The sequence below is a fragment of the Clostridium sp. LS3 genome, assembly GCF_055330225.1.
On record NZ_CM143921.1, the window covers coordinates 3443362 to 3468637 of the forward strand.

23 protein-coding genes are annotated in these 25276 nt (G+C 28.3%); 1 reads left to right on the forward strand and 22 read right to left on the reverse strand.

Annotation, left to right across the window (positions count from 1 at the left end):
- Positions 1 to 110: 110 nt before the first annotated feature.
- From malQ to ACZJV1_RS16300, 22 genes are all read right to left on the reverse strand, one after another.
- Entirely contained in the window at positions 111 to 1586 is a 1476-nt protein-coding gene (malQ, locus tag ACZJV1_RS16195; protein WP_463650808.1) for a 4-alpha-glucanotransferase, read from the reverse strand.
- A 206-nt stretch (positions 1587 to 1792) separates the two neighbouring features.
- Positions 1793 to 2812, reverse strand: a complete 1020-nt coding sequence (locus tag ACZJV1_RS16200; protein ID WP_463652172.1) for a LacI family DNA-binding transcriptional regulator — start codon at positions 2810 to 2812, stop codon at positions 1793 to 1795.
- Positions 2813 to 2905: 93 nt separating this feature from the next.
- Entirely contained in the window at positions 2906 to 3799 is an 894-nt protein-coding gene (locus tag ACZJV1_RS16205) for a sugar ABC transporter permease (RefSeq protein ID WP_463650809.1), read from the reverse strand.
- A 2-nt stretch (positions 3800 to 3801) separates the two neighbouring features.
- Entirely contained in the window at positions 3802 to 4719 is a 918-nt protein-coding gene (locus ACZJV1_RS16210) for an ABC transporter permease subunit (RefSeq protein ID WP_463650810.1), read from the reverse strand.
- A 64-nt stretch (positions 4720 to 4783) separates the two neighbouring features.
- Positions 4784 to 5992 carry a sugar ABC transporter substrate-binding protein gene (locus tag ACZJV1_RS16215; protein WP_463650811.1) on the reverse strand — a complete coding sequence of 403 codons (1209 nt, stop codon included), beginning with the start codon at positions 5990 to 5992 and terminating at the stop codon, positions 4784 to 4786.
- A gap of 119 nt (positions 5993 to 6111) precedes the next feature.
- Positions 6112 to 7059 carry a PucR family transcriptional regulator gene (locus ACZJV1_RS16220; RefSeq protein WP_463650812.1) on the reverse strand — a complete coding sequence of 316 codons (948 nt, stop codon included), beginning with the start codon at positions 7057 to 7059 and terminating at the stop codon, positions 6112 to 6114.
- Between the two features lie 239 nt (positions 7060 to 7298).
- The gene (locus ACZJV1_RS16225) at positions 7299 to 7847 is read right to left on the reverse strand and encodes a phosphatase PAP2 family protein (RefSeq protein WP_463650813.1); all 549 of its coding nucleotides are present in this window, start codon (positions 7845 to 7847) and stop codon (positions 7299 to 7301) included.
- A gap of 292 nt (positions 7848 to 8139) precedes the next feature.
- Entirely contained in the window at positions 8140 to 9477 is a 1338-nt protein-coding gene (locus ACZJV1_RS16230) for a PTS sugar transporter subunit IIC (RefSeq protein ID WP_463650814.1), read from the reverse strand.
- 46 nt (positions 9478 to 9523) lie between these two features.
- On the reverse strand, positions 9524 to 9829 hold the full coding sequence (locus ACZJV1_RS16235) for a PTS sugar transporter subunit IIB (RefSeq protein ID WP_322459296.1): 306 nt from the start codon (positions 9827 to 9829) through the stop codon (positions 9524 to 9526).
- 36 nt (positions 9830 to 9865) lie between these two features.
- Positions 9866 to 11305, reverse strand: a complete 1440-nt coding sequence (locus ACZJV1_RS16240; protein WP_463650815.1) for a glycoside hydrolase family 1 protein — start codon at positions 11303 to 11305, stop codon at positions 9866 to 9868.
- A 262-nt stretch (positions 11306 to 11567) separates the two neighbouring features.
- Positions 11568 to 12299, reverse strand: a complete 732-nt coding sequence (locus ACZJV1_RS16245) for a MurR/RpiR family transcriptional regulator (RefSeq protein ID WP_460286598.1) — start codon at positions 12297 to 12299, stop codon at positions 11568 to 11570.
- Between the two features lie 87 nt (positions 12300 to 12386).
- Positions 12387 to 13280 (reverse strand): ROK family protein, encoded by an 894-nt coding sequence (locus tag ACZJV1_RS16250; RefSeq protein WP_463650816.1) that lies wholly within the window; start codon positions 13278 to 13280, stop codon positions 12387 to 12389.
- Between the two features lie 126 nt (positions 13281 to 13406).
- The gene (locus tag ACZJV1_RS16255; RefSeq protein ID WP_463650817.1) at positions 13407 to 14813 is read right to left on the reverse strand and encodes a GH1 family beta-glucosidase; all 1407 of its coding nucleotides are present in this window, start codon (positions 14811 to 14813) and stop codon (positions 13407 to 13409) included.
- Positions 14814 to 14863: 50 nt separating this feature from the next.
- On the reverse strand, positions 14864 to 15097 hold the full coding sequence (locus tag ACZJV1_RS16260; protein WP_322390298.1) for a hypothetical protein: 234 nt from the start codon (positions 15095 to 15097) through the stop codon (positions 14864 to 14866).
- A 459-nt stretch (positions 15098 to 15556) separates the two neighbouring features.
- Positions 15557 to 16297: a TMEM164-related integral membrane acyltransferase gene (locus tag ACZJV1_RS16265; protein WP_460286594.1), complete on the reverse strand. Its 741-nt coding sequence runs from the start codon at positions 16295 to 16297 to the stop codon at positions 15557 to 15559.
- Positions 16298 to 16992: 695 nt separating this feature from the next.
- On the reverse strand, positions 16993 to 19281 hold the full coding sequence (locus ACZJV1_RS16270) for a glycoside hydrolase (protein WP_463650818.1): 2289 nt from the start codon (positions 19279 to 19281) through the stop codon (positions 16993 to 16995).
- 475 nt (positions 19282 to 19756) lie between these two features.
- Positions 19757 to 20020, reverse strand: coding sequence for a DUF4190 domain-containing protein (locus ACZJV1_RS16275; RefSeq protein WP_463650819.1), 264 nt, complete (start codon positions 20018 to 20020; stop codon positions 19757 to 19759).
- A gap of 162 nt (positions 20021 to 20182) precedes the next feature.
- Positions 20183 to 21544 carry a 23S rRNA (uracil(1939)-C(5))-methyltransferase RlmD gene (gene rlmD / locus ACZJV1_RS16280; protein WP_460286592.1) on the reverse strand — a complete coding sequence of 454 codons (1362 nt, stop codon included), beginning with the start codon at positions 21542 to 21544 and terminating at the stop codon, positions 20183 to 20185.
- 19 nt (positions 21545 to 21563) lie between these two features.
- Positions 21564 to 21977: a hypothetical protein gene (locus tag ACZJV1_RS16285; protein WP_463650820.1), complete on the reverse strand. Its 414-nt coding sequence runs from the start codon at positions 21975 to 21977 to the stop codon at positions 21564 to 21566.
- A gap of 36 nt (positions 21978 to 22013) precedes the next feature.
- A complete protein-coding gene (locus tag ACZJV1_RS16290) occupies positions 22014 to 22682 on the reverse strand; it encodes a hypothetical protein (RefSeq protein ID WP_463650821.1) in 669 nt (222 codons plus the stop codon).
- 163 nt (positions 22683 to 22845) lie between these two features.
- The gene (locus ACZJV1_RS16295) at positions 22846 to 23061 is read right to left on the reverse strand and encodes a DUF350 domain-containing protein (protein WP_411168919.1); all 216 of its coding nucleotides are present in this window, start codon (positions 23059 to 23061) and stop codon (positions 22846 to 22848) included.
- A 92-nt stretch (positions 23062 to 23153) separates the two neighbouring features.
- The gene (locus ACZJV1_RS16300) at positions 23154 to 23840 is read right to left on the reverse strand and encodes a helix-hairpin-helix domain-containing protein (RefSeq protein ID WP_411168920.1); all 687 of its coding nucleotides are present in this window, start codon (positions 23838 to 23840) and stop codon (positions 23154 to 23156) included.
- A gap of 159 nt (positions 23841 to 23999) precedes the next feature.
- Between ACZJV1_RS16300 and ACZJV1_RS16305 the strand changes: the two genes are divergently transcribed.
- A complete protein-coding gene (locus tag ACZJV1_RS16305) occupies positions 24000 to 25265 on the forward strand; it encodes a serine hydrolase (protein WP_463650822.1) in 1266 nt (421 codons plus the stop codon).
- The last annotated feature ends 11 nt before the right edge of the window (positions 25266 to 25276 follow it).

Below are 25276 nucleotides of genomic sequence, written 5' to 3' on the forward strand. Positions count from 1 at the left end.
TCTTTAAATATTATGTACCTTAATATTATTATAAATAAAGCTCATGGAGAATATTCTCCATGAGCTTTATTTATAACTTTTATCTGGGATTTATTTATAATTTAATTAAATTATCTACCATATAATCTAGTTAATTCAAATATTTCCTCTGCTAATTTATCGTTTAAATCTTTTTTTGAAGCTCTCCAAGTCCAATTGCCACCTAATGTAGAAGGTAAATTCATTCTAGCTTCATTACCTAATCCTAAAAAATCTTGCATTGTGGTTATTGCTAAATAAGCTTGACTTCCCCAAACTCCTCTTATTAATCCTCTTGATATTCCTTCATCATAAGTTAAATTTAAATATTTTTTAGCTTTTTCTATTTCATTTTTACTTCCAGTTACATTATACCATCCACAATTTGTATCGTTATCATGTGTGCCTGTGTAAGCCACACAATTAGCATGATAATTATGTGGTAAGTCTACACTATCTTCTCCGCCAAATCCAAACTGTAAAATTTTCATTCCAGGAAATCCTGTTTTATCTCTAAGCTCTATTACGTCATCTGTCATCATTCCCAAATCTTCTGCTATTATATTCACGTCTCCAAGATTATCTTTTATAGCATTAAATAATTTAATTCCAGGCCCTTTTGTCCATTGCCCAAATTCTGCTGTTTTGTTTCCATATGGTATTTCCCAATATGCTTCAAACCCTCTAAAATGGTCTATTCTTACTACATCATATAATTTAAAACTTTCTCTAACTCTATCAATCCACCAACCATATCCATCTCTATCTAAATTATCCCAGTTATAAATAGGATTTCCCCATAGTTGGCCAGTAGCTGAAAAAGTATCCGGAGGACAACCTGCAACAGTTATTGGAATCATATTTTCATCGACTTTAAAATACTTAGGATTGCTCCAAATATCTGCACTATCTTCTGAAACATATATTGGAATATCTCCTATTATTTTTATTCCATTTTCATTAGCATATTTCTTCAAACTATACCATTGTTTAAAAAACATATATTGTACAAATACCCAATAATCAATTTCATCTTTTAACATTTTTTTATAATAATTTATGGCTTCATCTTTTCTTAATCTTATATCATCATCCCACTTTTGCCAACTAACTAAGTTAAAATGATTTTTCACAGCCATATATAGAGAATAATCATTTAACCAAAGCTTATTTTTTTCTTTGAAATCCTCTATATCATTATTAAATTTATTCTTTGAATTATGGTATGCTTTTTTTAGTATTTTATTTTTATTTACAAATAACTTAGCATAATCTACACAATTCTCATCTAAGCCATAATCTAAATTAGAATAATCTTCTTCTTCTAATAACCCCTCTTCTTCTAATATTTCGAAATCTATAAAATATGGATTACCTGCAAATGCTGAAAAGCATTGATATGGTGAGTCACCATAACTAGTTTGTCCTAAAGGTAGTATCTGCCAATACTTTTGTCTACTTTTCTTTAAAAAATCTACAAAGGCAAAGGCTTCTATTCCAAATGTTCCTATTCCATATTTTCCTGGTAGTGATGAAATATGCATTAATATTCCACTACTTCTTTCCATAAATTTTACCTCATTTCTCATAAAGCCTATTCTATATTATAATTACTATGTTCGTGAAGGTTATTTGATAATAGGTTTATTACTTTCATAAGAGATTTTTTATAAATATTAGTGAGAGTTTTAAATAATACATTTTAAATCTATATTATTTATATTAACCAACTCATAACATCAAAGGTATTACTATATGAGTTGACTAAATATTTCTATCTATTCACATTAAAGTTAGTTGATTCCCTTTGTACAAGTTCAGTATTAAGCATTATGTGCTTGTTATCTGTTTTATTTACTATTAGGTCTAACAATAAATCAACGCTTATTTTTGCCATCTCTACTTTAGGTTGTACAACTGTTGTAATTGTAGGATTATAGAATTCGCTAATATCCATCCCATCAAACCCTATTATTGAAATATCTTTACCTACTTCTAAGCCATTATCTTTTATAGCTTTTGCACACCCTACAGCCATTATGTCTGATATAGCAAATATAGCTGTTATATCTTTATTATATTTTAATAAACTATTAGTTTTTTCGTATGCTCCTCTATAATCATAGTGTCCTAAAACTCTATAACCTTCATTAAACTTAATACTATTTTCATTTAATGCTTTTAAATAACCAGCTTCTCTTAGATATCCAATTCCAAAGTCATTTTCATCACCTAGCATTATAGCTATGTTCCTATGTCCACACTCTATTAGATATTTAGTAGCAGAATAAGCTGCCTCCTCGTTGTCTATGGACACTGAAGAAAAATTTGAAAACTCTTTCCCATATTTATGATTTATAGAAGTTAATACTACAGGTACATCAATATCATTAAAATCATCATTTTTTACTTCTGTAAAGTTTCCACCTAAACAAATTACACCTTGTAATCTCTTTTCTTTTATCATAGATATTAGGTTATTCATTTCATCATCACTTAAGTAATCATGATGTTCTAATATCATAGAGTATCCAGCCTTAGAAATCCTTTTACTTATATAATCTAACATTTCTGAAAAGAATGGATTAAAAACTCCTTTTATTAAGACTCCAATGTTATTTGTATTATTTTTTTTAAGATTTCTTGCACTATTGTTCGGTATATAATTATTTTCTCTTATTACTTCTAATACTCGTTCTCTAGTTTGTTCCTTTACATCTGGATGATCATTAATTACTCTTGATACTGTACTAACCCCTACCCCTGCTATTCTTGCAATATCTCTTATGTTTATCATAACTCCCTCCAAGTTTCGATAAAGTATTCGATATAAACTTCATTATTATTCAATTTTTTGTACCATAACACTTAAGTTAAGATTACTTTCTTACTCTTTTACTGATCCTGAAACTAACCCTGATGCTATATATTTTTGTAAAAGCATAAATATTACTACTATTGGTAAAGCCGCCATTACTGCTGCTGATGAATACATTGTCCAATTTGCAGAAAATTGATCTTTAATGAACTTTTGAAGTCCTGTTACTATAGTTTGTACTTCTGCATTTTTTAATATTGCTGAAGTAAACATAAATTCACTATAAGCTCCTATAAAGGCAAATAAGAATATAACTATTAACATATTTCTAAGTAATGGTAATATTATTACAGTAAATACCTTCCATGTTGATGCACCATCTATATAAGCAGCTTCAACTAACTCCTCTGGAATTCCATCTACCGCTCCTTTTAAAAGCCATATATTATAAGCACTTCCACCTGCTAGTATTAATATTAATACCCATGGTTTATTGGTCAAATTTAATGTGAAAACTATTCCCATTATTGCTGGTAATGCCATAGTTGCTGGAAACATTTGAAGTATTAATAAACTCATTAATCCATTTTTTCTTCCCCAAAATCTTAATTTTGAAAAAGCAAATGCTGCTGGCACTGATAATAGCAATTGAACTGTTGCTACTATTGTACAAATCATTAATGAGTTTTTTATCCATAATAAGAAGTTTGTTTTCTCAAATACTCTTCTGTAATTCTCCAGTGTCCATTCTGATGGGAAAAATGTTGTTTGAGTAAACGCTTGTCCTTTAGCCATTGAAGCTGAAACTACAGCCACTATAGGAAATAATGTTATTAATATCATTATCCATATAAAGATTCTACCAAACCAAGCTGTTCTAATTTCATCAGGTCTTAATTTCTTTTTATATTTTACCTTTTTTTGTTTTGTTGAAATACTCTTTAGATTTACCTCTGTTTGCATTATTAATCAACCTCCTCAAACTGGCCAGATGCTTTCATTTGAATAAATGAAATTGATGCAATTATTATAAATATTATTATGCTAAGTGCTGAGGCAATATCAAATCTTCCAAATTGCATTGAAAGTTTATAATTTACTGATGCTAATATATCTGTATATCCTGCAAATTGCGTTGTCAATCTTGGTGGTCCTCCAGCTGTTATTAAAAAAGCTGAACCAAAATTATTAAAATTAAAGGCAAAAGATGATATTACAAGTGGATAAGCAGTTTTAGCTATTGATGGTAATGTAATACTTGTGAATTGCTTCCATTTACTTGCACCATCTACCATAGCTGCTTCATAATAAACTTCTGGTATTGCCGATAATGATCCTAAACAAACATTCATCATATATGGAAACCCAAGCCATATATTAACTAATATTATACTCATTCTGGCTAAATTAGGATCTGCTAACCATTTTATAGGTTCTTGTATTATATTTAGCTGCATTAGTAAATTATTTATTTGTCCGTAGCTTCCATTAAATAAGCCTTGGAAGGATAAAATTGCAACAGATGCTGGCAAAGCCCAAGGAAGAATTAGTATTCCTTTGTAAAATCCTCTTTCTTTTATATTAGGATTATTTAAAACTAATGCTATTATTAATCCTAAGAAAAAGCATCCAAGTGTTGATAATATAGCAAAAATCATTGTCCATGCAAATACAGGTAAAAATGTTTCTTTAAAAGGTCCGGTTAATACTTCTATAAAATTAGCTAATCCTACTAATTTAATTTCGCCTTTTGAAAACTGAGTATAATCAGTAAAAGCATAGTATATTGTTGATAATACTGGAAGTAACGTAAATATACATATTGAAATAAGTGCTGGTGCTAAGAAATAGTAAGCTTTATGACTTTTACTCTTCATGCCCATGTTAAATCCCCCTTTATTTTATATAGAGATAGGTAAATCACCTATCTCTATTTATCTGCATCTACTATTTTATTTGTTTAATGCCTTCTTTTACTTGATCAACTATATTCTTTCCAGCTGTTTTAGCATCTATTTGACCTGAAGTTAATAACTTTAAATTATTTGCTGCTGGTTCCCACATAGCTTGAACTTCTACTATATTTGGCATTGGCATAGCAACTTTTGCTTGTTCCATAAATGCTTTAGTATATTCATCATCAACTGTATATCCTTTAGCTACAGGAATTCTGCTACCAGTTTTATAAACTATATCTTGTCCCTTGTTAACAAATTCCTCCATTAACTTCCAAGCTATGTCTTTGTTTTTTGAATTTTCATTAACAAATGCAGTTTGAACACCTAAAAATGTTTGTGGAGCTTTTCCATTTAAAGTTGGCATTGGAATTACACCAAAGTTTAATCCAGCTTCTTTAGCACCTGCAACATCCCATGGACCTGAGAAGTAGAATCCAGCTTTACCTGATGTGAAATCTCCTTTAGCTATGTCACCAGTTATATCTGCTGCCATTAACTTATTCTTGCTAACTAAATCTGAAATAAATTGAAGTCCGGCTACTGACCCTTCATTTCCAAGTCCTATATCTGCTGGGTCTAATGTTCCGTTATTATTCTTATAAACATATCCTCCACCAGCAGATAAAAATGCATATGAGAAGAAGAAATCATTTATATTGTATTCAAATCCTGTTTCTTTTGCCATAGCAACTAAATCTTCCATTGTTTTTGGAACTTCTTTAACTTTATCTTTATTATAGAACATCGCTGTTGTTTCCTGAGCAAATGGTATAGCATATTGTTTACCACCTATTGTTACAGCATCAACTATCCCTTGAGAAGTATATTTATCAGCAGAAACCATACCTGCTGGTACTTCAGCAGTAACTCCCGCCTTCTGGAATGTTCCTAAATTATCATGTGGTACACCTAATATAAGATCTGGACCATTGTCACTTTGGCAAGCTTGGATCATTTCTTGGAATTTTCCTTGGTCTTCAACAACATTTACTTCAACGTTGTTTTCCTCTCCCCAGGACTTAGCTACTTTTTCAAATTCTTTAACTTCGTTAGTTGTGAAGTGTGACCAAACTGTTAATGTTTTCTTTTCTCCACCTTTATTTCCTGTTGTACCACTCTTTCCACCACAACCTACTAAAGAAGTTGTTGCAATTACACCAGCAATTAAAACTGCTAACAATTTTGAACGTTTTACCATAATAAATTCCTCCCAAAATCTAATTTTAGACTCTTATATTTATAAACCTTTTTAGGCTTATTAACTTAATTAATGATATTATTTATAGGTAACCTTACCGGTACCGTTTCCATAAAACTTTAAACTTTATTCTTAAATCTTGCTTCTTTCCAAAGTAAAAATAATATTTTAAATTCTATTGCTTCATTAAAATTAGATATATCATAATTAACTATTTTTTTTATTTTATCAATTCTATAAAATAAAGTGTTCCTATGAATATATAACTTGTCCGCAGACTCGCTTATCTTTAGACCTTCACTGAAAAATATTTCTATAGTTTTTATTAAACCATCATCCAATTTAGAAAAAACCTCATTATATTGCTTATATACTCTGTTAATCTCTTTTTCATCTACATTTTTTATAATTTTTTCTAATAATAATGAATTTTCTGTATATATTTCTGATGGTAAATTATACTTTAGACATACTTCTAAATTTTCCTTAAGATATTCAAATTTCTCCTTAAATTCATTGTATTCATTTATCTTACAATAACTTATACAACATTCTTCTGTTACATTCTTTTTTAATTCAATGTATAATTCTTTAATTTTTTCCTTACTAATATCATTTTTGCTTACTATAAGAATATATTCATCATGATGTACAATTATACTCTCGTTTCTTAAATAATTTTTTTCTATTAATTTTAGAGCTTTAAAGTGCTTGTCCTTCAAATAAATAAGTATTAATTTAAAGGGCTTATCCTTAATAACTTCTTGTAGAACATCGTCGGAAAATCCCTTTCCCTTTATTATATCTGCTATTATTTCTTCTTTCGATTTGACTACATTGCTTAGTTGTTGTTCTAAACAGTATTTCAACAAACTTATACAATTACTATAATTATGGTATGTTTCTAATAGCAATTCTTCAGTTGAAATGTTTAAAATACTACTAATAACTTTACAATTTTTTCTTTGCATAAAATCAGCTATTACAGATCCATCTTTTTTACTTATTTTGAAGGGAATTTGAATTTCTTCACTTATTTTTTGAAAAGAGTTTTCTAACTCATACATAAGTTTCACCCACCGAATAAAATTTTTAACGTTTTCATAACATTCATGAAACAGGTAACGTTTCCAAAAAACTAAAAATTAAAACTCTTATTTTATATATTTTCTTTATCTTATATTTAAATTATACTTTTGAAAACGTTTTTATTCAATAGTATTTTATCACAATTGCTAACATTTTTTTTGTACTTTTTTACAAAAAGCTTACTTAAGGCTTATTTATTAATAATTTAAAAAGGCCATCACTCATTGGACAGCCTTTCTAATTTAATATTATTAATTATTTTAATAGTAATTAAGCCACATACAACTCCTAATATTATTCCTCCTAACACATCAGAAGGATAATGCACCAAAAGATATAGTCTAGAAAATGCAATAAGTGATGCTAATGAGTAAAATAGATATTTCCATTGCTTTATATAATTACTAAGTACAACTGCTGCTGCAAATGAAGACGCTGTATGTCCTGATGGAAATGAATATGATAGTGGTGCCTTTATCATAATTTTTATATCAGGAAATGTAATAAAAGGTCTTGGTCTTTTTACTATATTTTTTATAATTACCTCTCCAAATAAACTCGTTATCAAAAGGGCTACTAACATTGTGATTCCTATTTTCCTATACTTATTACTAAATAATAAGATTATCCCTATAATTATCCATATAAGCCCACCATTTCCCAATGCTGTTATAAAACTCATTATTTTATCCATAATTGGACTTGATAGATTATCACTTATAAACCTTAAAATATTTATATCTATGCTACTTATATTTAATACCATATTTCCTCCACTAAAAATTTTACATAATATATTTGTTATTTATTCTTTATTTTGATTTATTATTCTTTAATTATATACATTTTTATTTTATTATATAATTACTATAGTATTATCTCATAATTATTAAGAAAAAATCTAGAGGTAGTGTCAGTTTTTTGCTGATACTACCTCTATTATTTAAGATTTATATTTAATTCTTTTTAAATATTTTGCTCATTTCTACAAGTTCTACCGCTATATCTTTTATAGTTTCTGCACTAATTAATTGGTCTTCTGCATGCATTATTTTTTATTACATACTTTCTGTATCTGAATACTCCTGAGTTCCTTGCATTTTTGCAGCTGCCTTATTAGATGCAATAACAAATGGTGCATATATAAGAACACTAACAGCTAAGCAAACTAATCCAACAACAAGCCCCATAAAATTCGCTCCTGTTCCTAAAAATGGAATTAATGGTCCTGGTGTAGTCCACGGTACTCCATATGCTACTGGTGGAATTATTCTTAACATAATAGCTCCATAACCAATTAAAATATTTACTACTGGTACAAGTAGAAATGGAATTATAAATATTGGGTTTAATACTATTGGTAAGCCAAATATTACTGATTCATTAATATTAAACAATCCAGGTGCAATTGATAGTTTTGCTATATCTTTTTGATCTTTCATTCTTGAGAAAATAAATATTGCTATTATTAACCCTAATGTCATTCCTGATCCACCATAATTTGCAAAGGCATCATTTAATGCCCAAGTCGTTGGAAAAGGCGCTCCCCATGCACTCCCATTAGCTTGTACATAAGCTAAATTAGCTGCATTAGCTTCAGCAAACATAGTATCTCTTACAGCTGCAACTGTATTTGGTCCATGTATTCCCATTATCCATAACAAGTTAGATACTACTGCAAATACAATAACTGAGAATACACTTGTTCCTAATTTAGTTAATGGTTTTTGTAATACATTATAAACTAATGTATGAATTCCACCACCATCAGTAACCTTTAATAATAAGAAATTTGCAACTGAAAAACTAATTGTTACTATTATTATTGGAAATAATATTTTAAAAGTTCTTGCAACTGCTGGTGGTACTTGTTCAGGCATTTTTATCTCAAGCTTTGGACTTTTAGAAAGTCTTGATAATATTTCTCCAACTAATAAGCCAACAATTATTGCAACGAATAATCCTTGCGGTCCCATATATTGAGTTGAAATTGCCCCATCTTTACCTGCTGGATATATAATAAAGAAAACTGAAACAGCAGTAAGTCCAGTTAATAAGTCATCTGCACCTAAGGTTCTTGCAAGGTTTCTTGCTATTAAAAACACTATTAAAATTGCTAAAATATCCAAAGATCCTTTTAATACAGGTGCAAATATTGCTTGATAATCTGCTAAATTAGGTATTAAAGTGCCTAATTTTAATAATTTAGCTATAAATCCATCTGGTGATAATAAAACAAAGTTTAATAATACCATTAATGACCCAGCCATTGTTAATGGAAATGTTAGGATAAATGCGTCTCTAATTGCACAAATATGTCTTTGTGAATTTAATTTTGTTGCTACAGGTACAAGTAATCTTTCTATTCCATTTTCAAATCTCGTCATAATGCTCATATATTTATTCCCCCTCATAAATATTACTTATTTATTAAAATCTTGATTATAAACCAAGTGTTTTTAATACATTTTCTAGAATTGCTTTACCATTCATAGTTCCGTATAGTCTCATATCTATTACTTCTACAGGTATTCTTCCTTTAACTAATGCATCTACTTGTGGTTTTTGGAACCTTACTTGTGGTCCTAATAACACTATATCTACCTTATCTATAACTCTTGAGCATTCTGAAACTGGTAGAGCTTCAATATTTATTTCTATTCCTTTTTCTTTTGCTGCACCTTTCATTTTATTTACTAAAAGACTTGTTGACATTCCTGCTGCACATACTAATAAAATATTTTTCATTATAATCCCTCCTAAAATTTATTCTTAAAAATATAACTAAAGCTCTTCTCCATTAGTTCTTATAACATTTTTATACCAATAAAAACTTCTCTTTTTTATACGCCTTAAGTCTTTTTCATCATTTTCATTTCTATTTATATAAACAAATCCATATCTTTTTTGATATCCATTAAGCCAACTTAATAAATCTGTAAAGGACCATGTACAATATCCTAATAATTCTACTCCATCAGTTATTGCTTCTTTACAAGCTTTAATATGATTTCTTATGAAATCTATTCTATATTCATCATTTATTATGTCCCCACCTTCAAGCTTATCAAATTCTCCAAGTCCATTTTCTGTAACTAATATAGGTAGTCTATATCGGCTATTTATCCTTCTAATGCCAATCCTAAGTCCTGTAGGATCTATTTCCCAATCCCAATTCGTTCTCTCTAAATAAGGATTTTTTATACTCTTAAAGCTACCAGGTATTCCGTAATCTTTAGCAGTTCCCTTCTTACCTGATGTATTTATTTCTTCAAAATTATTAAGTCCACCTATCGCATTTGCCTCAACCGTTTCACTTCTATAATAATTTATCCCTATAAAATCAGGTTTTCCTCTCTCTAAAAGTTCTAAATCTCCATCCTCAATCTCTGGCGCTATCCCTTGTTTTTCATATCTACTTAATGCAAATGCTGGATAGTTTCCAAAACAATATACATCTAACCACCAATGACAATTCATATCTTCAGCGTTTTCTCTAGCTAAAGCATCCTCTGGTTTGCATGTATAAGCATAATTAGGAGTAAAAGCAAAACTTGGTCCTATCATTCCATTTGATACATATTGTCTAAATGATTCTATTGCCTTCGCATTAGCTAAACTTGCAATGTGATTCGCTTTAAGCATCCTTTTATCATCCTGTACCTTAGGAGGATGTATTCCAATTTTATATCCTAAAAGTATAAATACATTCTGTTCATTTAAAGTTATCCAGTATTTAACTTTCTTACCATATCTTTTATAGAGAGTTATGCAATAATTATTAAAATCCTCTATTATTTCTCTAGATTCCCAGCCTCCATATAATTCTTGAAGGTGTTGTGGTAGATCCCAATGATATATAGTTATAATTGGTTTTATTTCATTAGCAATAAGTTCATCTATTAACTTATCATAAAACTCTAGGCCTTTTTCATTTACCTCTCCTCTTCCTTTCGGATAAATTCTACTCCATGCTATTGAAAATCTGTAGGCTTTTAATCCCATCTCCTTCATCAATTCTATATCTTCTTTGTATCTATGATAGTGATCTACTGCTACTTTTCCATTAGTTCCTTTGTAAGTTGTGCCTGGTATCTCAGTGAATTTATCCCAAATACTCAAGCCTTTTCCGTCAATATCATAAGATCCTTCAATTTGATATGCTGCAGAAGCGCTTCCCCATAAGAACCCATCTTTAAATTTATCGAGTTTTTCATAAATCAAGATTACCTCCTCCTTTCTCCCTTGATGTTCATATTATAACTTATAAAAATACCCTTGTAATCATTTTCAAAACTTAAAAAAACATACCTCAACTCTTTATAACTTGTTACATTTATGTAACAAATTGTTTCCTTCAAAACATATTTCTTATATTATTTCTCTGCTCGTATTAGTTAAAATAATATAATTTAATTAAATACTATAAATTTAAAAATCTTATAAAATACATATTGTTATCAAAAAATAATAGGTAGATGAAAAATCATCTACCCTTATAATTTCTATATAATTTTCTTCCTATAGTTTCAATGATATATAATGCTGGAATTTGAGTGGTAATATCGTTTTCTTCTGTTTTCTCTTGTTGCACATAATATCCAATATTTATATCAGATATCTTTGCTAAAGTTGAATCTTCATTATTAGTTATACTTATTATTTTGCTACCTTTTCTCTTTAAGCCATTTATATGATCTATTACAGTTGGTGTTTCTCCCGAAACAGAAAAGGCAATTGTTACATAATTCTCTGTGTATTTGAAATTAATCGGATAAAATGGATCATCAATATATATTGCATTTCTTCCTATAGCAGAAATATACCTTGCTGAATACTTAGAAAGTATTCCTGAAAAGCCTATTCCAACAAATATTATAGTACTTGCTTTATTTAATTCATCACAAACCATATCTATTTTTTCTCTATAGTCTTTAGTTTGTGCTTTTTTTAAAAAGTCAATTATCATTGAAGTGTTATCTGTTAATTCCTTTCCTCCACCTTCTTCTATATACATTTTGAATTTTAATTTAAATTCAGAAAAGCCCTCACAATCTAGTTTTTTACAAAATCTTAATATAGTTGTAGTAGATACGTGAGCTTCATTTGCTAATTCTCTTATCCTCATGTAAATTACTTTTTCACTATTTTTCATTATATAGTTATAGAGTGATAATTCCAATTCATTCAAACTTTGTATTTTATTATAACTAAACATTACTAGTCCCCTTTTCTTAAATTAAAAATAATGTACATAGTTATATCTATACCACTTAAAATTCCTATTAACAATATAAAAGTTCATTTAAGCATTACATTTTACATTTATTATGGCACCAAGTATATTAGCATCGTTATTATATTTGCATCTATCTATTTTCGTTTTAATATACTCTCCTAAATTCTTATTGCACACTTCTTTATATTTAGTATTAATAATATTAATCAGCCACTCTTCCTCTGATATTCCTCCGCCTATATATATGGTTTCAGGGTTATAAAATGCTGTTATTGTCACTAATTGTGCAACTATATTATTTATCCATTGCTCTATACTTTCTATAGCTAATTTCTCTTTATTTAGATATTTTAAAATAATATCTCTGCCATATAAAGCTTTATCACTTTCATTTACCTTTTCATTATATATATTTATTAATCCAACTATTGATGCAGTATCTCCCATTTTATTAAACCTTTTATTTAAATTATCAAAATAAGTTAAATGATGAAACTCACCTGCAAAGCTATCATTTCCATATATAACACCATTTTCATCACAAATGCATCCCCCAGTGCCTGTACCTATTATTAGAAAAGCTGAACTTTTTTTACCCATTGCATTTCCAATTTTCAGTTCACAAAGCCCTGCTGATTTTGCATCATTTATAGAAAGTACTCTTTTACCTGTTCTTTTTGATATTTCTTCGTTAATATTTGAATTACGCATTATTTTTACATTTGGAGCAGCATCTGATTTTACATTTCCATATTCATCTATAAGCCCTGGTGCACTAACTCCAATGCTTTCTATCATTTCTAATTCGCTGATATTTTGGCACATATAATCATAAAATTTCTCTTTTGTATCAAATTTAATAGATTCAACTTTCCACTTCTTTAATATTTTATAGTTATCATCAACAATGGCATACTTTATAAACGTTCCACCTATATCAATTCCTAAATATTTACTCATATTACTCCACCCTTCTTACCAACTTGATATAAATAAATTTTTATACTATTAAATAGATATTTATAAAAGGCTGAAATCTATATTAATAAAGACTTCAGCCAATGTAAGTATATTTAAATTTTATATCTAAATATCTTCTCCTCTTGTCTCTATTACGTTTTTGTACCAGTAGAAAGAGGCTTTTTTCTTTCTATTTAAATTATTTTTATGGTCAACATATATAAATCCATATTGTTTTTTAAATCCATTTAACCAACTTAACAAATCTATAGCAGACCATGCATAGTAGCCTTTTAAGTTTATTCCCTCTTTAATTGCACTTTTAACAGCTCTTAAATGTGTTTCTATAAACTTAATTCTAGGTATATCCACTACTTGACCTTCTATAATAGGATCTTCATCTCCTAATCCATTTTCTGTTATATATATCTTCACATCTCCATATCTTTCTTTTAACATTCTTAATCCATCTAAAAATGCTTCAGGAGATATTTCCCATCCCCATTTAGTGTACTGATTATCATCCATTTTAACTGTTCTATAAAATCCATCGAAAGACGGATTTCCAGGCGCTCCTGTTGAATTTTCCCTACTTCTTTCAACCTGTTCATCTATATTATTTTTCATTACTCTTTGAGGTTGATAATAATTTAGTCCAATAAAATTATTTTTATCTGCTGCTCTTTTTATTATTTCTAATTCTTCACTGGTCCAATCAATAGTAATACCTTTTTTACTAATAAGATCTACAACATACTTAGGATATTCACCTTTTAATATTGGATCATAATACCAATGCATATCTACTTTATTTACATGCTCTGCAGCTAATAAATTTTCTTCCTTATCATCTATACTAAAGGCTGGTGAGAATACATGTGTAATTCCTATTTCTCCATATTGCTTTAATGTTTTGTACAATTCAACTGATTTTGCATGAGCTAAAAATACATTGTGAGTAGCTTGGAAATACTTATTAATATCCCCTACTATAGCTGGAGGATGTGCCCCTGCCAAATATCCTAATCCACAAAATACTACTGTTTCGTTAAATGTAATCCAATGCTTAACCCTATCACCAAAAGCTTTATAACAAATTTCTGAATACTTTACAAAAGATTCAATTGTTTCCTTATTTGTCCACCCACCTTTTTCTTCTAATACTTGTGGCAAATCCCAATGATATAAAGTTGCAAAAGGAACTATCCCATATTTTAAACATTCATCTATTATATTATTATAAAATTCTATCCCTTTTTGATTTACTTCTCCTATTCCATTTGGTATTATTCTAGGCCATGAAATTGAAAATCTATAAGATTCTAATCCCATTTCTGCCATTAGTTTTATATCCTCTTTATATCTATGATAATGATCTATTGCTATATCACCATTAGTACCTTCAAAAGTTTTTCCTGGAATTTTAGAAAACACATCCCAATTGGATAGCCCTTTTCCATCCTCATTCCAAGCCCCTTCTATTTGATATGATGCAGATGCTGCTCCAAATAAAAAATCATTTGAAAACTTCATTTATTTTTCCTCCAATTTATAAAAATAAGCTTATTTTCTATTTTAATATGTTACTTAACATTAAGTGTGTAATAAAGTGTTGTTCCATATTTTGATTTAGTCTTAAACTCTGATTTTAAGTAAGCCTCTAACTCATTAGCTGTTAAGCTTGTTTCTGCTGAATAAACTATTTTTATTCTATTGCTATCATCGTTTACTATAAGCTTAACCTTGTTATCCTCATAATTGTCAAAGAATTCTCTTATAAATTTCATTTGAACTCCATTTATTTCTACTTTATACATAAACAATCCCCCTATATCAATTAATTTTTGTTAGTTTACCTAATATAATTTTATAATATTTTTTTATTTAAAACCTATTTTTATAAATTAATAAAACAAATATCATTTTTTATAATTTGTTTTATTCTTGTAACATATTGTTATATTTATCATATTAAATATTTACTAAATTGCATGAAGATCAAATATGTAAATTGGGAAAATATAAAAATAATAAAAAGGAGACCTGGCCTAGAGTAAGGCGTTATTACATTCAATATGATTTAGATAGATTTAAACTAGATTTTGTAGATAAGTTTTTAGCTACACCGTTTAATTAAAATGAAAAAAATTCTGAATCTCACTATAAATTTGTATTTTCGTATCATAGTAATCAGATTATTATAATTAGTAAAAAATATAGAAACATAATATTTGTTAATGGCTATTATAGAAATGATTTGAATTTAGTTGTTCATATTAGAGTAAATCACTCTTATATATTCTATATAAGAGTGATTTACAAACTTTATAGTTTACTAAAATAGCTATATTAAATATCATCATAAAAGTAAATGTATATAATAATTGTGGCATGTTCATAAATAATCTTATAGGTGACTCTATTAAATAACAATAATTAGCTCCAATTACTATATCAATAATAAAAACTATTCCATGGTAAACATTAGTGAATATTAAAATTTCTTTTAAACTTGTAACTGTGAATTTAAAATCTTCAATTACTAAAATATACGTTATAGACCACAATAAACATATATGACCTACAAAATATGAAATTTGAGTATAGTGTGGAAATTTAAATGGATCTACGCCCGGCATTACTAGTGCAAAAATTGCTCCAAAAGACCCCCAATATACTCCTAATGATTTTAACGCTTTATTATTTATTAATAACCCTATAGCTATTGATATAATAGCCACTCTACAATTATAAAGTGGTAGCCCCTGGCTTAATGTATTATATCTTGATAATATATACCATAAATATAAAATAACTTGTTGTGTTAGCATAATTATTATCATAGTATTTTTAATTTTTTTACAGAGAATACTATTTTCTTTAAACACTCTTCTCTTCTTTATAATAATAAAACAACCACTAAATGTTATTATCAAAATTACTATATGTATAAATCCAAAATTATCGAATACATATCTATCCGGATTACTTCTAAAAAGTTCTTTAAGTAAATTCATATTTCCCCTCCAATCATTTTATCTTATGTTTATAATTATATTTCGCGAACAAATAAATGCTTAAAAATAATTTATAGATGTTTATATCTTTATACATCATTAACCCTAACCTATAAACTAATAATAATCGATTCTATATTGGGATTACTAAAAGCTCAAATAAAGATTATATATCATACTAAATAGATTAGCAAATGACTGTACTTTCAAATATTGTTACTCTAAAGATAGTACTTGTCCATCTACTTTTAATAAAAAAGTATCAAATTTAAAAATAAATAAAATCCAAAAGATTCTTGTACTATATAGAAGGCATACAGCTCTACTTTTAATTTACTTAATTTTCATATTCTCACCGCTTAATATATTATTATATATTGTTTTCTAAACATAAGCCATAATTCCTCAACAACATCTTCTAAATATACAATAACTCTATTATCTTACTAACACCATTCTCCTTTTAGTGTTGCATCTAAGTGAATATTACTTCTTGACACCAACCATAACTAAAACAGGTATGAGTACTCTTTTGTCACTAATCATTTAAAAATAAAAAGACATAAACTTAAGATTTTCATCTAAAGTTTATGTCTTTAAAAGCTTTGTAATTATCTAGGTTTTACAATTTAAACTCGTATTTAAAATTAACCTAAAACATAGCTTTATTAATTAAATATACTTCTCTTTATCTATTAATATCCAAAAACCTTAAATTCTCTTAAGCTAACCCATCCATTTACTTCAGTAAATTGTATTCTTACATATCTAGCTTGTATAGCATTAAATTTATCAGCTTGCATATTGTCTGCATTCATATTTTGTCGTTTATCACTTATAATCGCCCAATTAACTCCATCTGTAGATGTTTCAATGTAATATTTATATGGGCTTCCATTAGATTCTCTATTTATCTCAGTTGAATCCACACTATAAATATCACCAAGATCCACCTGTAACCAGTGAGTCCAATATCCATCATTAGCAATCCATTCCGTATTTGTAAGACCATCAGTGGCATTATTAGCGTAATGTTTTTTTCGGCCTTCTACACTATCTGCTGTAGCTTGTTTTCCTAATGCTAAATTTATCGGGTTCCTTAAACCATCATTATACACATCTAATCTATCTGCTGTTAATACTATACTCGTTGAATTAGGATCCTTTTCTCCAGTTGCTCTTACTTTTATAGTATGCTCCCCTGATTCTAATAGAGGACTTGTATATAATAAAGTGTTATCTGTCCTAGTTGGAGCATAACAATTTACTTTAACCTCTGGCCCACCATCTATAGATATTGCTGCTATGCCATGGTAAGTATTCTTTTCTCCATATAGAGATACTTGAGTTCCTGTAAATTTGCTTTCAAAATAACTATCTGCTGTCTCAGTCCAATGACAGTCATTGGAAAAAGCTGATATACCTGCTTTGTAATTCCAGTTTTCCACATAGTTGAATTTTTCTTGCTGATTTCCAACAATAGTATCATTTATACTTTTCATACCATTATAATTAACATTTGAAATTACATACGTTGTAACTGACTCAGGGTTTGCTGTAACACTCAAAGCTTTATTTTGAATATTTACATCATTAACCTTACTTAAAGCTTCACTAAAAGATGTTCTGTATACATTAGCACTTGTTCCTAAAGTATTAAATGCTGATAAATCAAAATTATATTCTTGTGCTGAAGTTGTATCATTTGTCACAACTAACACTAATGTATTATTATTTTCATCATAAGCTGCAACAGTCTTATTATTACCTGAATTTATAATCTTAGCACCTGGTCTTATAAACTTGCTGTAATTACCCATTACGTAATATTGATTAGTATACCAATATTCTTCTTTTCCACCTTCAAAGGTTGCGTGAATTAGTCCCCATGAATGTTTTCCTGATACAGCTCCTTCTTCACCTTCTACAGCCTGCCAATAAACCCATGAAGGAACTCCCATATCATTTATATCACTGGTTATTGTATTTGCAAGCCTCAATGGCCACTTCATAGAAGAATGATCATGAGAACTTATAGGTTCTCTCCAATCTCCTCCACATCCATACTCTGACATCCATAAATTTTTATTTTCTCTTGCTGCGAGTTCTTTAAGTTCATAACGTTTACTACCAGCATAAGAATGAGTATTTATTTGAGAAATATATGACTTTGCTGTATTATCATAATAATTATATGAATCTATAGTTTCATCAATAGTATTCTCTTCTGGTCCAGAAAGTATTGTATCAAGATTTTTTTCTTCTATCTTTTTTCCAACTTCTTTCATGATAGTATTTTGATTACTTCTATCCCAATGACATCCCTCTTGTGCACCATTATAACACCAAGCAGGAGAATTAGGCTCATTTATAGGTGATAAGGTAGTAAAATTAATTCCATCATAGTCCCTAAAATGCTTTACAACTTCTGTTAAATAATCAGCGAAGTCTGTGTACTTAGAATCTTGAAGATTATTAACTCCAAATATAGGTGCTAATCCTTTACCTGAAGTACAACCGCTCTTTGTCATCCAATATGGTGGTGAATTAGAAAATGCTTCAAGTATGTTAGCCCCTCTCTTATTTGCTTCTAATAAAATACTTTTTTGTCTGTCATCTGCATTCCAATCCCATACCCCATTTTCTGGTTGAGAACCAGGTACTTCTCCTCCTGCTCTCATATGCTGGTGATTAGGATTCTCCCCTCCTCCTATGTTATACCTTGCAATATTAAAACCTAGTCCTTTATTAGCATCATATAGTGTATCCATAATTGCATCTTTATTCGGTTGTGACCAGCCTCCAACAATGTCTGCCCACCATGCTAAAGCTGTTCCCCAACCTTCCATAGTTTGATATTGAGCTGCTGGATTTACATATATATTTGTACTAGCTTTAGCATGCATAGTGGGTACTGCTGACAAACACATTGTAAAAATTACAGAAGTTGAAATTAATTGATTTAATATTTTCCTTCTATTCACATTCTCACCTCTACTAATATTTTTATATTAATATTGAGTCGGCAACTAAATTGTTATAACAAGCTTGTTACAATAATTTTATCACTTAAAACACTTTCCTCATGTCATATTATGTATTGAAAAAAAAGAAAAAAACGACATATTTTCTTGGCATACTTATAAAAAAATTTTTTATAAAATAAATTACAATCACCATTTTAGGCCATTCTTAAGAAGTAAATTTTACGTTTTATGTTCACTTTAACTAAACCTTTGAACATAAAAATAAGATTTCGTATCTCTTAATACGAAATCTTATAATTTAGTAGTTAAAATTTTCCTCATATTTATTTATACCTTGGTAAATGCTATCTAAATTTGTATTATTATTCAAATAATATTTTAAGCCTATTATTAAATCTTAATTAATTATTTGTATTGTTTCTGTGATTATTTGTTCTTTAAACTTTATCTCATATTCTTCTCCCTAAAAACACTAAAGTATAAACATTATTACAATAAAGGCATAAAGTAAATTAATAATACCAGATACTAGACCAAAAATTGCAAAACCTTTTCCCTTTTGAGAAGTATTTGAAACTTGTGATAAAGCAATTGCAGAAAAAACTATTGCTAATATTCCAACGATTCCCCAAAAATTTAAAAGCCATGAAACAATACCTAAAACAAGTCCAACTATTGCCATACCATTAGTAGAATTATTTTTGATTTCTAAGCCATTATTATTTTGCTCACCCAAATTGAATCCCCCTTTTAATTGTTTAATCACTAAGCTAATTTATATTTATTAATGATATATATATTATAAAACTAAATAATATGTGCATTTATAATATTAATATTCATCAAAAGGCTCACTAATTTCTAGAAAATAAAAAAAGAACCATGATTTCTCAAGGTTCTAACTTTGCTTTCTTTGTAGCTTTATTACAACTTCACCGTGTGGCGTGTTTGGGAACATATCCTTAACGCAACTTTCAACTATTGTGTATCCTGATGATATTAAGTCCTTTAAGTTTTCTACTAAAGTTTTAGGATTGCATGATACATAAATTATTTCCTTAGCATTGAACTTTATTACATATTCTAATGCTTTAGGATGTACTCCACTTCTTGGTGGATCTAATATTATAATATCTGGTTTATCTTTAACTGTTTTTATTATCTCTGCAACATCTCCGGCTAAAAACTCACAATTATTTAATCCATTTAACTTAGCATTTTCCTTTGCCGCTTCTACAGCTTCCTCTATAAGCTCTATTCCTACTACCTTTTTAGCATTTGAAGCTGCTATTTGACCTATTGTACCTGTTCCACAGTAAAGATCAAATACTACCTTATCATTTGATTCTCCCATAAAATCTCTAACTATACTATAAAGACTTTCTGCTCCTTTAGTATTTGTCTGGAAAAATGAAAATGGAGATATTTTAAAGCTAAGACCTAGTAAATTTTCTATTATATAGTCTTTACCAAATAATAAATTTACTTTTTCTGGTATTACCGCATCTGAAAAAGAATTATTTTCAGTATGTAGTATAGATACTAATTCACCTTTATAATTTTGTTCCTTTAGTAAATCTACATATTCTTTCAAGTTAAAATCTATTTGAGTTGTAGTAACTAAATTAACCATTAATTCACCAGTATTTATAGCTTTTCTTATTACTAGGTGTCTTAAATATCCTTCTCTTTTCATAACTCTATAGTATGGTAATTCTTTATCCTTAAAGTAATTAACAGTTTCTCTTATTATAGTTCTAAAATCTTCGTCAACTATCATACATTTATCAACTGTTATAATACCAAAAGATTTTCCCTTCATATGCATACCTAGAGTTAATTCTCCACCTTTTTCAAAGTCTCCAAAGGTAAATTCCATTTTATTTCTATATTCCCATTGCTCTTTACTTCCTACAACACCTAAGTAATTTCCCATAGTGATATTGGCATCTTTAAATAATTCTTTTACTTCTTCACTTAAAAAATCTAATTGCTTATCATAAGTTAAGTTTTGTGATGTACAACCACCACATACTCCAAAGTGTTCGCAAGCCTTATCTATTTCATAATCTGATTTTTCATCAACTGATAAAAGCTTTAACTCTGCATAGCCTTCTCTTTTCTTCTTAACTCTTCCACTTACTAATTGCCCAGGAAAAGCACCTTTTACATATATCTTTCTTCCTTCTAGAGTGCCTACTCCAACTGATGGAAATTCTGTTTTATCTATTTTAACTTGTACTGTACTTCCTTTTCTCATTCTATCTCCTAATTAATGTTTATTTTAACACTAGTTTTCTTCCTATAGTTTTTTTAAGTCCTGTTGACTCACAAATTGGAGCATAAATTATATTAACTATAATATACACTATTAGGAACATTGGTTGTCTTTCAGCAATATAAAATCCTAATAATTTTAGTGTAAAATCAAACACAATTAATAAAACTAATGCTACTGATAAAGATATTATTTGATCTATTATTGTAGCTAAGATTCTTTCTACAAATTTTATATCTTTGATATCTTCCTTAGATTCATCTTTCTGAATTTCCTCTTCATCTACAGCTTCAATTATTTTACCTTCGTTAATAGAATTATCTTGAAAATATTCATTTGAATCTATTTCTTTGTTTACATCATCTTTTTTAGATATATCTTCGTTGTTCATTTCTAACCCTTCGTTATCTACCAATTCTATATCCTCCTAAATTATAAATTTAAATATGTATTACTTTTTAAAGTCATATTTTTTAGAATCTAACTTATATAATAAAAAGTCATTTTTTATAGTTATAGTTTCTACTAAACCATTCAAGTTAGTTTCTATTGTTCCCTCTGATTTTTCATTTAAAACTATATCTATTATCTGCTTATTTAAATCAGAGTAATCTCTTTCCTTGTCATTTGTCATCGCTTCTGAAAATGAAGCTATTGAAGTTTCTGCAAAATCAAATTTTTCCTCTGTCTTTATTTGGTTTATATCTAGCTTAAATCCTATTTTTAAATTTAAGCTTCCTTTAGCCATATCTGAACCATAAATTTTAAATCCATAATACATACTTTCCATTCTATTTGGCTCTGGATTTAAATTATCTACGTATATATTATTATTATTCACTGTTTCTCCGTTTTCTTCTTTTACCTTTTCCTCTTTAGAGTATTCTAATCCATAAAAGTTAGCTACCTCTTCAACTCTTGTAAATATTTCACTATTTAAAGCTGTTACTTCATCCTTTGTATAATTTCTTGCCCACTCACCTTCTCCTATAAATTGCTTTTCCTCAACTTTAGCTGGTGCTGGTTCTTCCTTTACCTTCTTATCACTTAAACTACTACAAGCCATTAGTGATGTAGTAATTAATCCACAAATTAATATTGTTACTATTTTTTTTATCATAGTAATTCCCCCTAGGATTTTTTCTAATCTTTTGTTTCTATGTTTTCCTAAATTCATTTTATTATAACATTAAAGAACTTATTTTAAAAGTCTCTGTCACATAACTGCCATATAAGTGCCAACGGGCAAAGGATATTTATCCCTTGCCCATTATTTAAACAACTTATTTTACAACTTGTGATACTATTATTGCTATGCCAATTAATGCCCCAGCTAAAAAAATAGCAACCGCTGTATTACCTTTTTCTAACTCTTTATTAAAATCAGCAGGTATTATTGCATCAAAAATCTTATATCCAATTACTAATACTAATATCCCTACTGCTCCAAATAATAAACTTAGGCCTAAATTCATAACAGTATTTAAAAATATGTCCAAAACCCTTCCCCCTTTTAATTTAGAAGTTATATATTTAAATTCTATCATAAATATGGTTACTATAATATAAAACTTTCCTTAATTTTATTAAATTAATTTGTTATTTTATCTTTTAATTTTTCGAATGTCTTCTCTCCTATGCCCTCTATATTTTTAATTTCTTCTATAGATTTAAACCCTCCATTTTTTTCTCTATATTCAATTATATTTTTTGCCTTTACTTCTCCTACTCCATTTATTTTTTTAAGCTCATCTAAGTTTGCTGTATTTATATTTATTACTCCATTCTCTGATGTACTGCCTGATATATTCGATGTTGTAGCCATGCTTGTATTTTCATTGCTCTCTTTGTTTGGTATTACTACTAATTGGTTTGCTTTTAGCTTATCCGCCCTATTAATTTTATCTATACTTGCATCTTTAGTTAACCCTCCTGCTTTATTAATTAGATCTCTAATTATACTTCCTTCACTTAATTCATATACATCAGGATTAACAACCTCTCCTTTTATTTCTACTACTATCATCTTATTATTTATTGAGATTTTACTTTCTTCTTTATCTTTTACTGATTTTATCTCTTCCTTATTAATATTAGTGACTTTATTTTCATTGTTAATATCCTCTTCATCTACAAATATATTTTTCATATAATCATCTTTAAACACTTTAGATTTATTTTTTCCATATAAAATAAATGATGTTGCTAAAAATAATACTGCTAATATAATTAACGTAACATTACGTTTGTTTACAAATTTTTTCATTATCTTCTCCATAAAATACCTCACTTTTATAATTTTTCATTTTAATTATTAACTTTTTATTAAAATTATACCTAATTTTACTTTAAATATTCATAAGTTATAGAATGACAATCTTTTTTTTGATAAAATATTTTTGTCTATATGCAATAAGTTTATTTTGGGAGATTTTATATGAAAAAATTTATGAGGAAAATATTTCTATCCACTATAGTTGTAACTAGTATTTTTACTACTACAGCAAAAGCTACAGAATTACCTACTGTATATTCTGAAGGTGCAGTTTTAATGGATGAGAAAACAGGTACAGTTATTTATTCAAAAAATGAGCATACTCAATATGAGCCTGCCTCAACAACAAAAGTCATGACTGCATTAATAGTTTTGGAAAATACTAAATTAACAGATAAAGTTACTATTGGTGAAAAACCAACTTTAGTAGATGGAAGTAAAATTGGTATAGCTAAAGGGGAAGTATATACTGTAGAAGAACTTCTGCTTGGTCTTTTGTTAGAATCTGGAAACGATTGTGCTGAAGCACTTGCTGAACATGTTGCAGGATCTAATGAAGCATTTGCAAAACTTATGAATGATAAAGCTAAAGAGTTAGGAGCACTGGATACTAATTTTAAAAATCCTAGTGGACTACATGAGGAAGGTCACTTAACTACAGCATATGATTTAGCCCTTATAATGAGAGCAGCTTCACAAAATGAAGATTATGTAAGAATTTCTAGAACAGATTCCCATAAGTATGTTAACCATCCATTTTCTGATGGTAGTGAAAAATGGGCAACTAATAGAAACCAGCTTTTTAATGAGTATAGCCCATATTTTTACCAATATGCCTATACTGGTAAAAATGGATATACTCCAGAAGCTAATCATACATACACCGCTTCAGCTTTAAAAGATGGACAATTATTAGTTACTGCATTACTAAATGCAACTGATAAAGATAACTTCTATACTAATATAGGACCATTATTTAATTATGGATTTGATAACTTTGAAACTATAAAGCTTATAAGCAAAAATGATGTACTCTCTAAATATAAAATTAATGATGACCTCACTATTCCATTAGTTGCTAAGGATGATTTATATTATACTAAGCCAAAACTTGAAAAAGCGCCTACGTATTCTATAGATTATGTAAATAAAGATATAAGTAAAAAAGATATTTCTAATGGAGATACTCTTTTTAAAGCTAAGGTAAATGTTAATGGAAAAAATATTTCATCAATTGATCTAGTAAGTGGATGTGATAGAAAATATGACCTTAAGGCAAAAATTAAAGAAAGCTTTTCTTCATTGTTTAATCAATCAAATATTTCAGTAATATTAGTATCAATAGTTATTTTAATAATTCTTATTCGTTACATTTATTTTTCTATAAAAAGAAGAAATCTAAGAAAAAAAAGACCAAACTTCAGATAAATTATATAAAA

Coding starts and splice junctions, on each gene's coding strand:
- ACZJV1_RS16225 (WP_463650813.1), bottom strand. CDS start 7,847: ATGGTATTAAATATAAGTAGCATAGATATAAATATTTTAAGGTTTATA.
- ACZJV1_RS16290 (WP_463650821.1), bottom strand. CDS start 22,682: ATGATAAAAAAAATAGTAACAATATTAATTTGTGGATTAATTACTACA.
- ACZJV1_RS16220 (WP_463650812.1), bottom strand. CDS start 7,059: ATGTATGAGTTAGAAAACTCTTTTCAAAAAATAAGTGAAGAAATTCAA.
- ACZJV1_RS16215 (WP_463650811.1), bottom strand. CDS start 5,992: ATGGTAAAACGTTCAAAATTGTTAGCAGTTTTAATTGCTGGTGTAATT.
- ACZJV1_RS16255 (WP_463650817.1), bottom strand. CDS start 14,813: ATGAAGTTTTCAAATGATTTTTTATTTGGAGCAGCATCTGCATCATAT.
- ACZJV1_RS16205 (WP_463650809.1), bottom strand. CDS start 3,799: ATGCAAACAGAGGTAAATCTAAAGAGTATTTCAACAAAACAAAAAAAG.
- ACZJV1_RS16235 (WP_322459296.1), bottom strand. CDS start 9,829: ATGAAAAATATTTTATTAGTATGTGCAGCAGGAATGTCAACAAGTCTT.
- ACZJV1_RS16230 (WP_463650814.1), bottom strand. CDS start 9,477: ATGAGCATTATGACGAGATTTGAAAATGGAATAGAAAGATTACTTGTA.
- ACZJV1_RS16300 (WP_411168920.1), bottom strand. CDS start 23,840: ATGGAGAAGATAATGAAAAAATTTGTAAACAAACGTAATGTTACGTTA.
- ACZJV1_RS16210 (WP_463650810.1), bottom strand. CDS start 4,719: ATGGGCATGAAGAGTAAAAGTCATAAAGCTTACTATTTCTTAGCACCA.
- ACZJV1_RS16260 (WP_322390298.1), bottom strand. CDS start 15,097: ATGTATAAAGTAGAAATAAATGGAGTTCAAATGAAATTTATAAGAGAA.
- ACZJV1_RS16250 (WP_463650816.1), bottom strand. CDS start 13,280: ATGAGTAAATATTTAGGAATTGATATAGGTGGAACGTTTATAAAGTAT.
- malQ (WP_463650808.1), bottom strand. CDS start 1,586: ATGGAAAGAAGTAGTGGAATATTAATGCATATTTCATCACTACCAGGA.
- rlmD (WP_460286592.1), bottom strand. CDS start 21,544: ATGAGAAAAGGAAGTACAGTACAAGTTAAAATAGATAAAACAGAATTT.
- ACZJV1_RS16265 (WP_460286594.1), bottom strand. CDS start 16,297: ATGAATTTACTTAAAGAACTTTTTAGAAGTAATCCGGATAGATATGTA.
- ACZJV1_RS16305 (WP_463650822.1), top strand. CDS start 24,000: ATGAAAAAATTTATGAGGAAAATATTTCTATCCACTATAGTTGTAACT.
- ACZJV1_RS16245 (WP_460286598.1), bottom strand. CDS start 12,299: ATGTTTAGTTATAATAAAATACAAAGTTTGAATGAATTGGAATTATCA.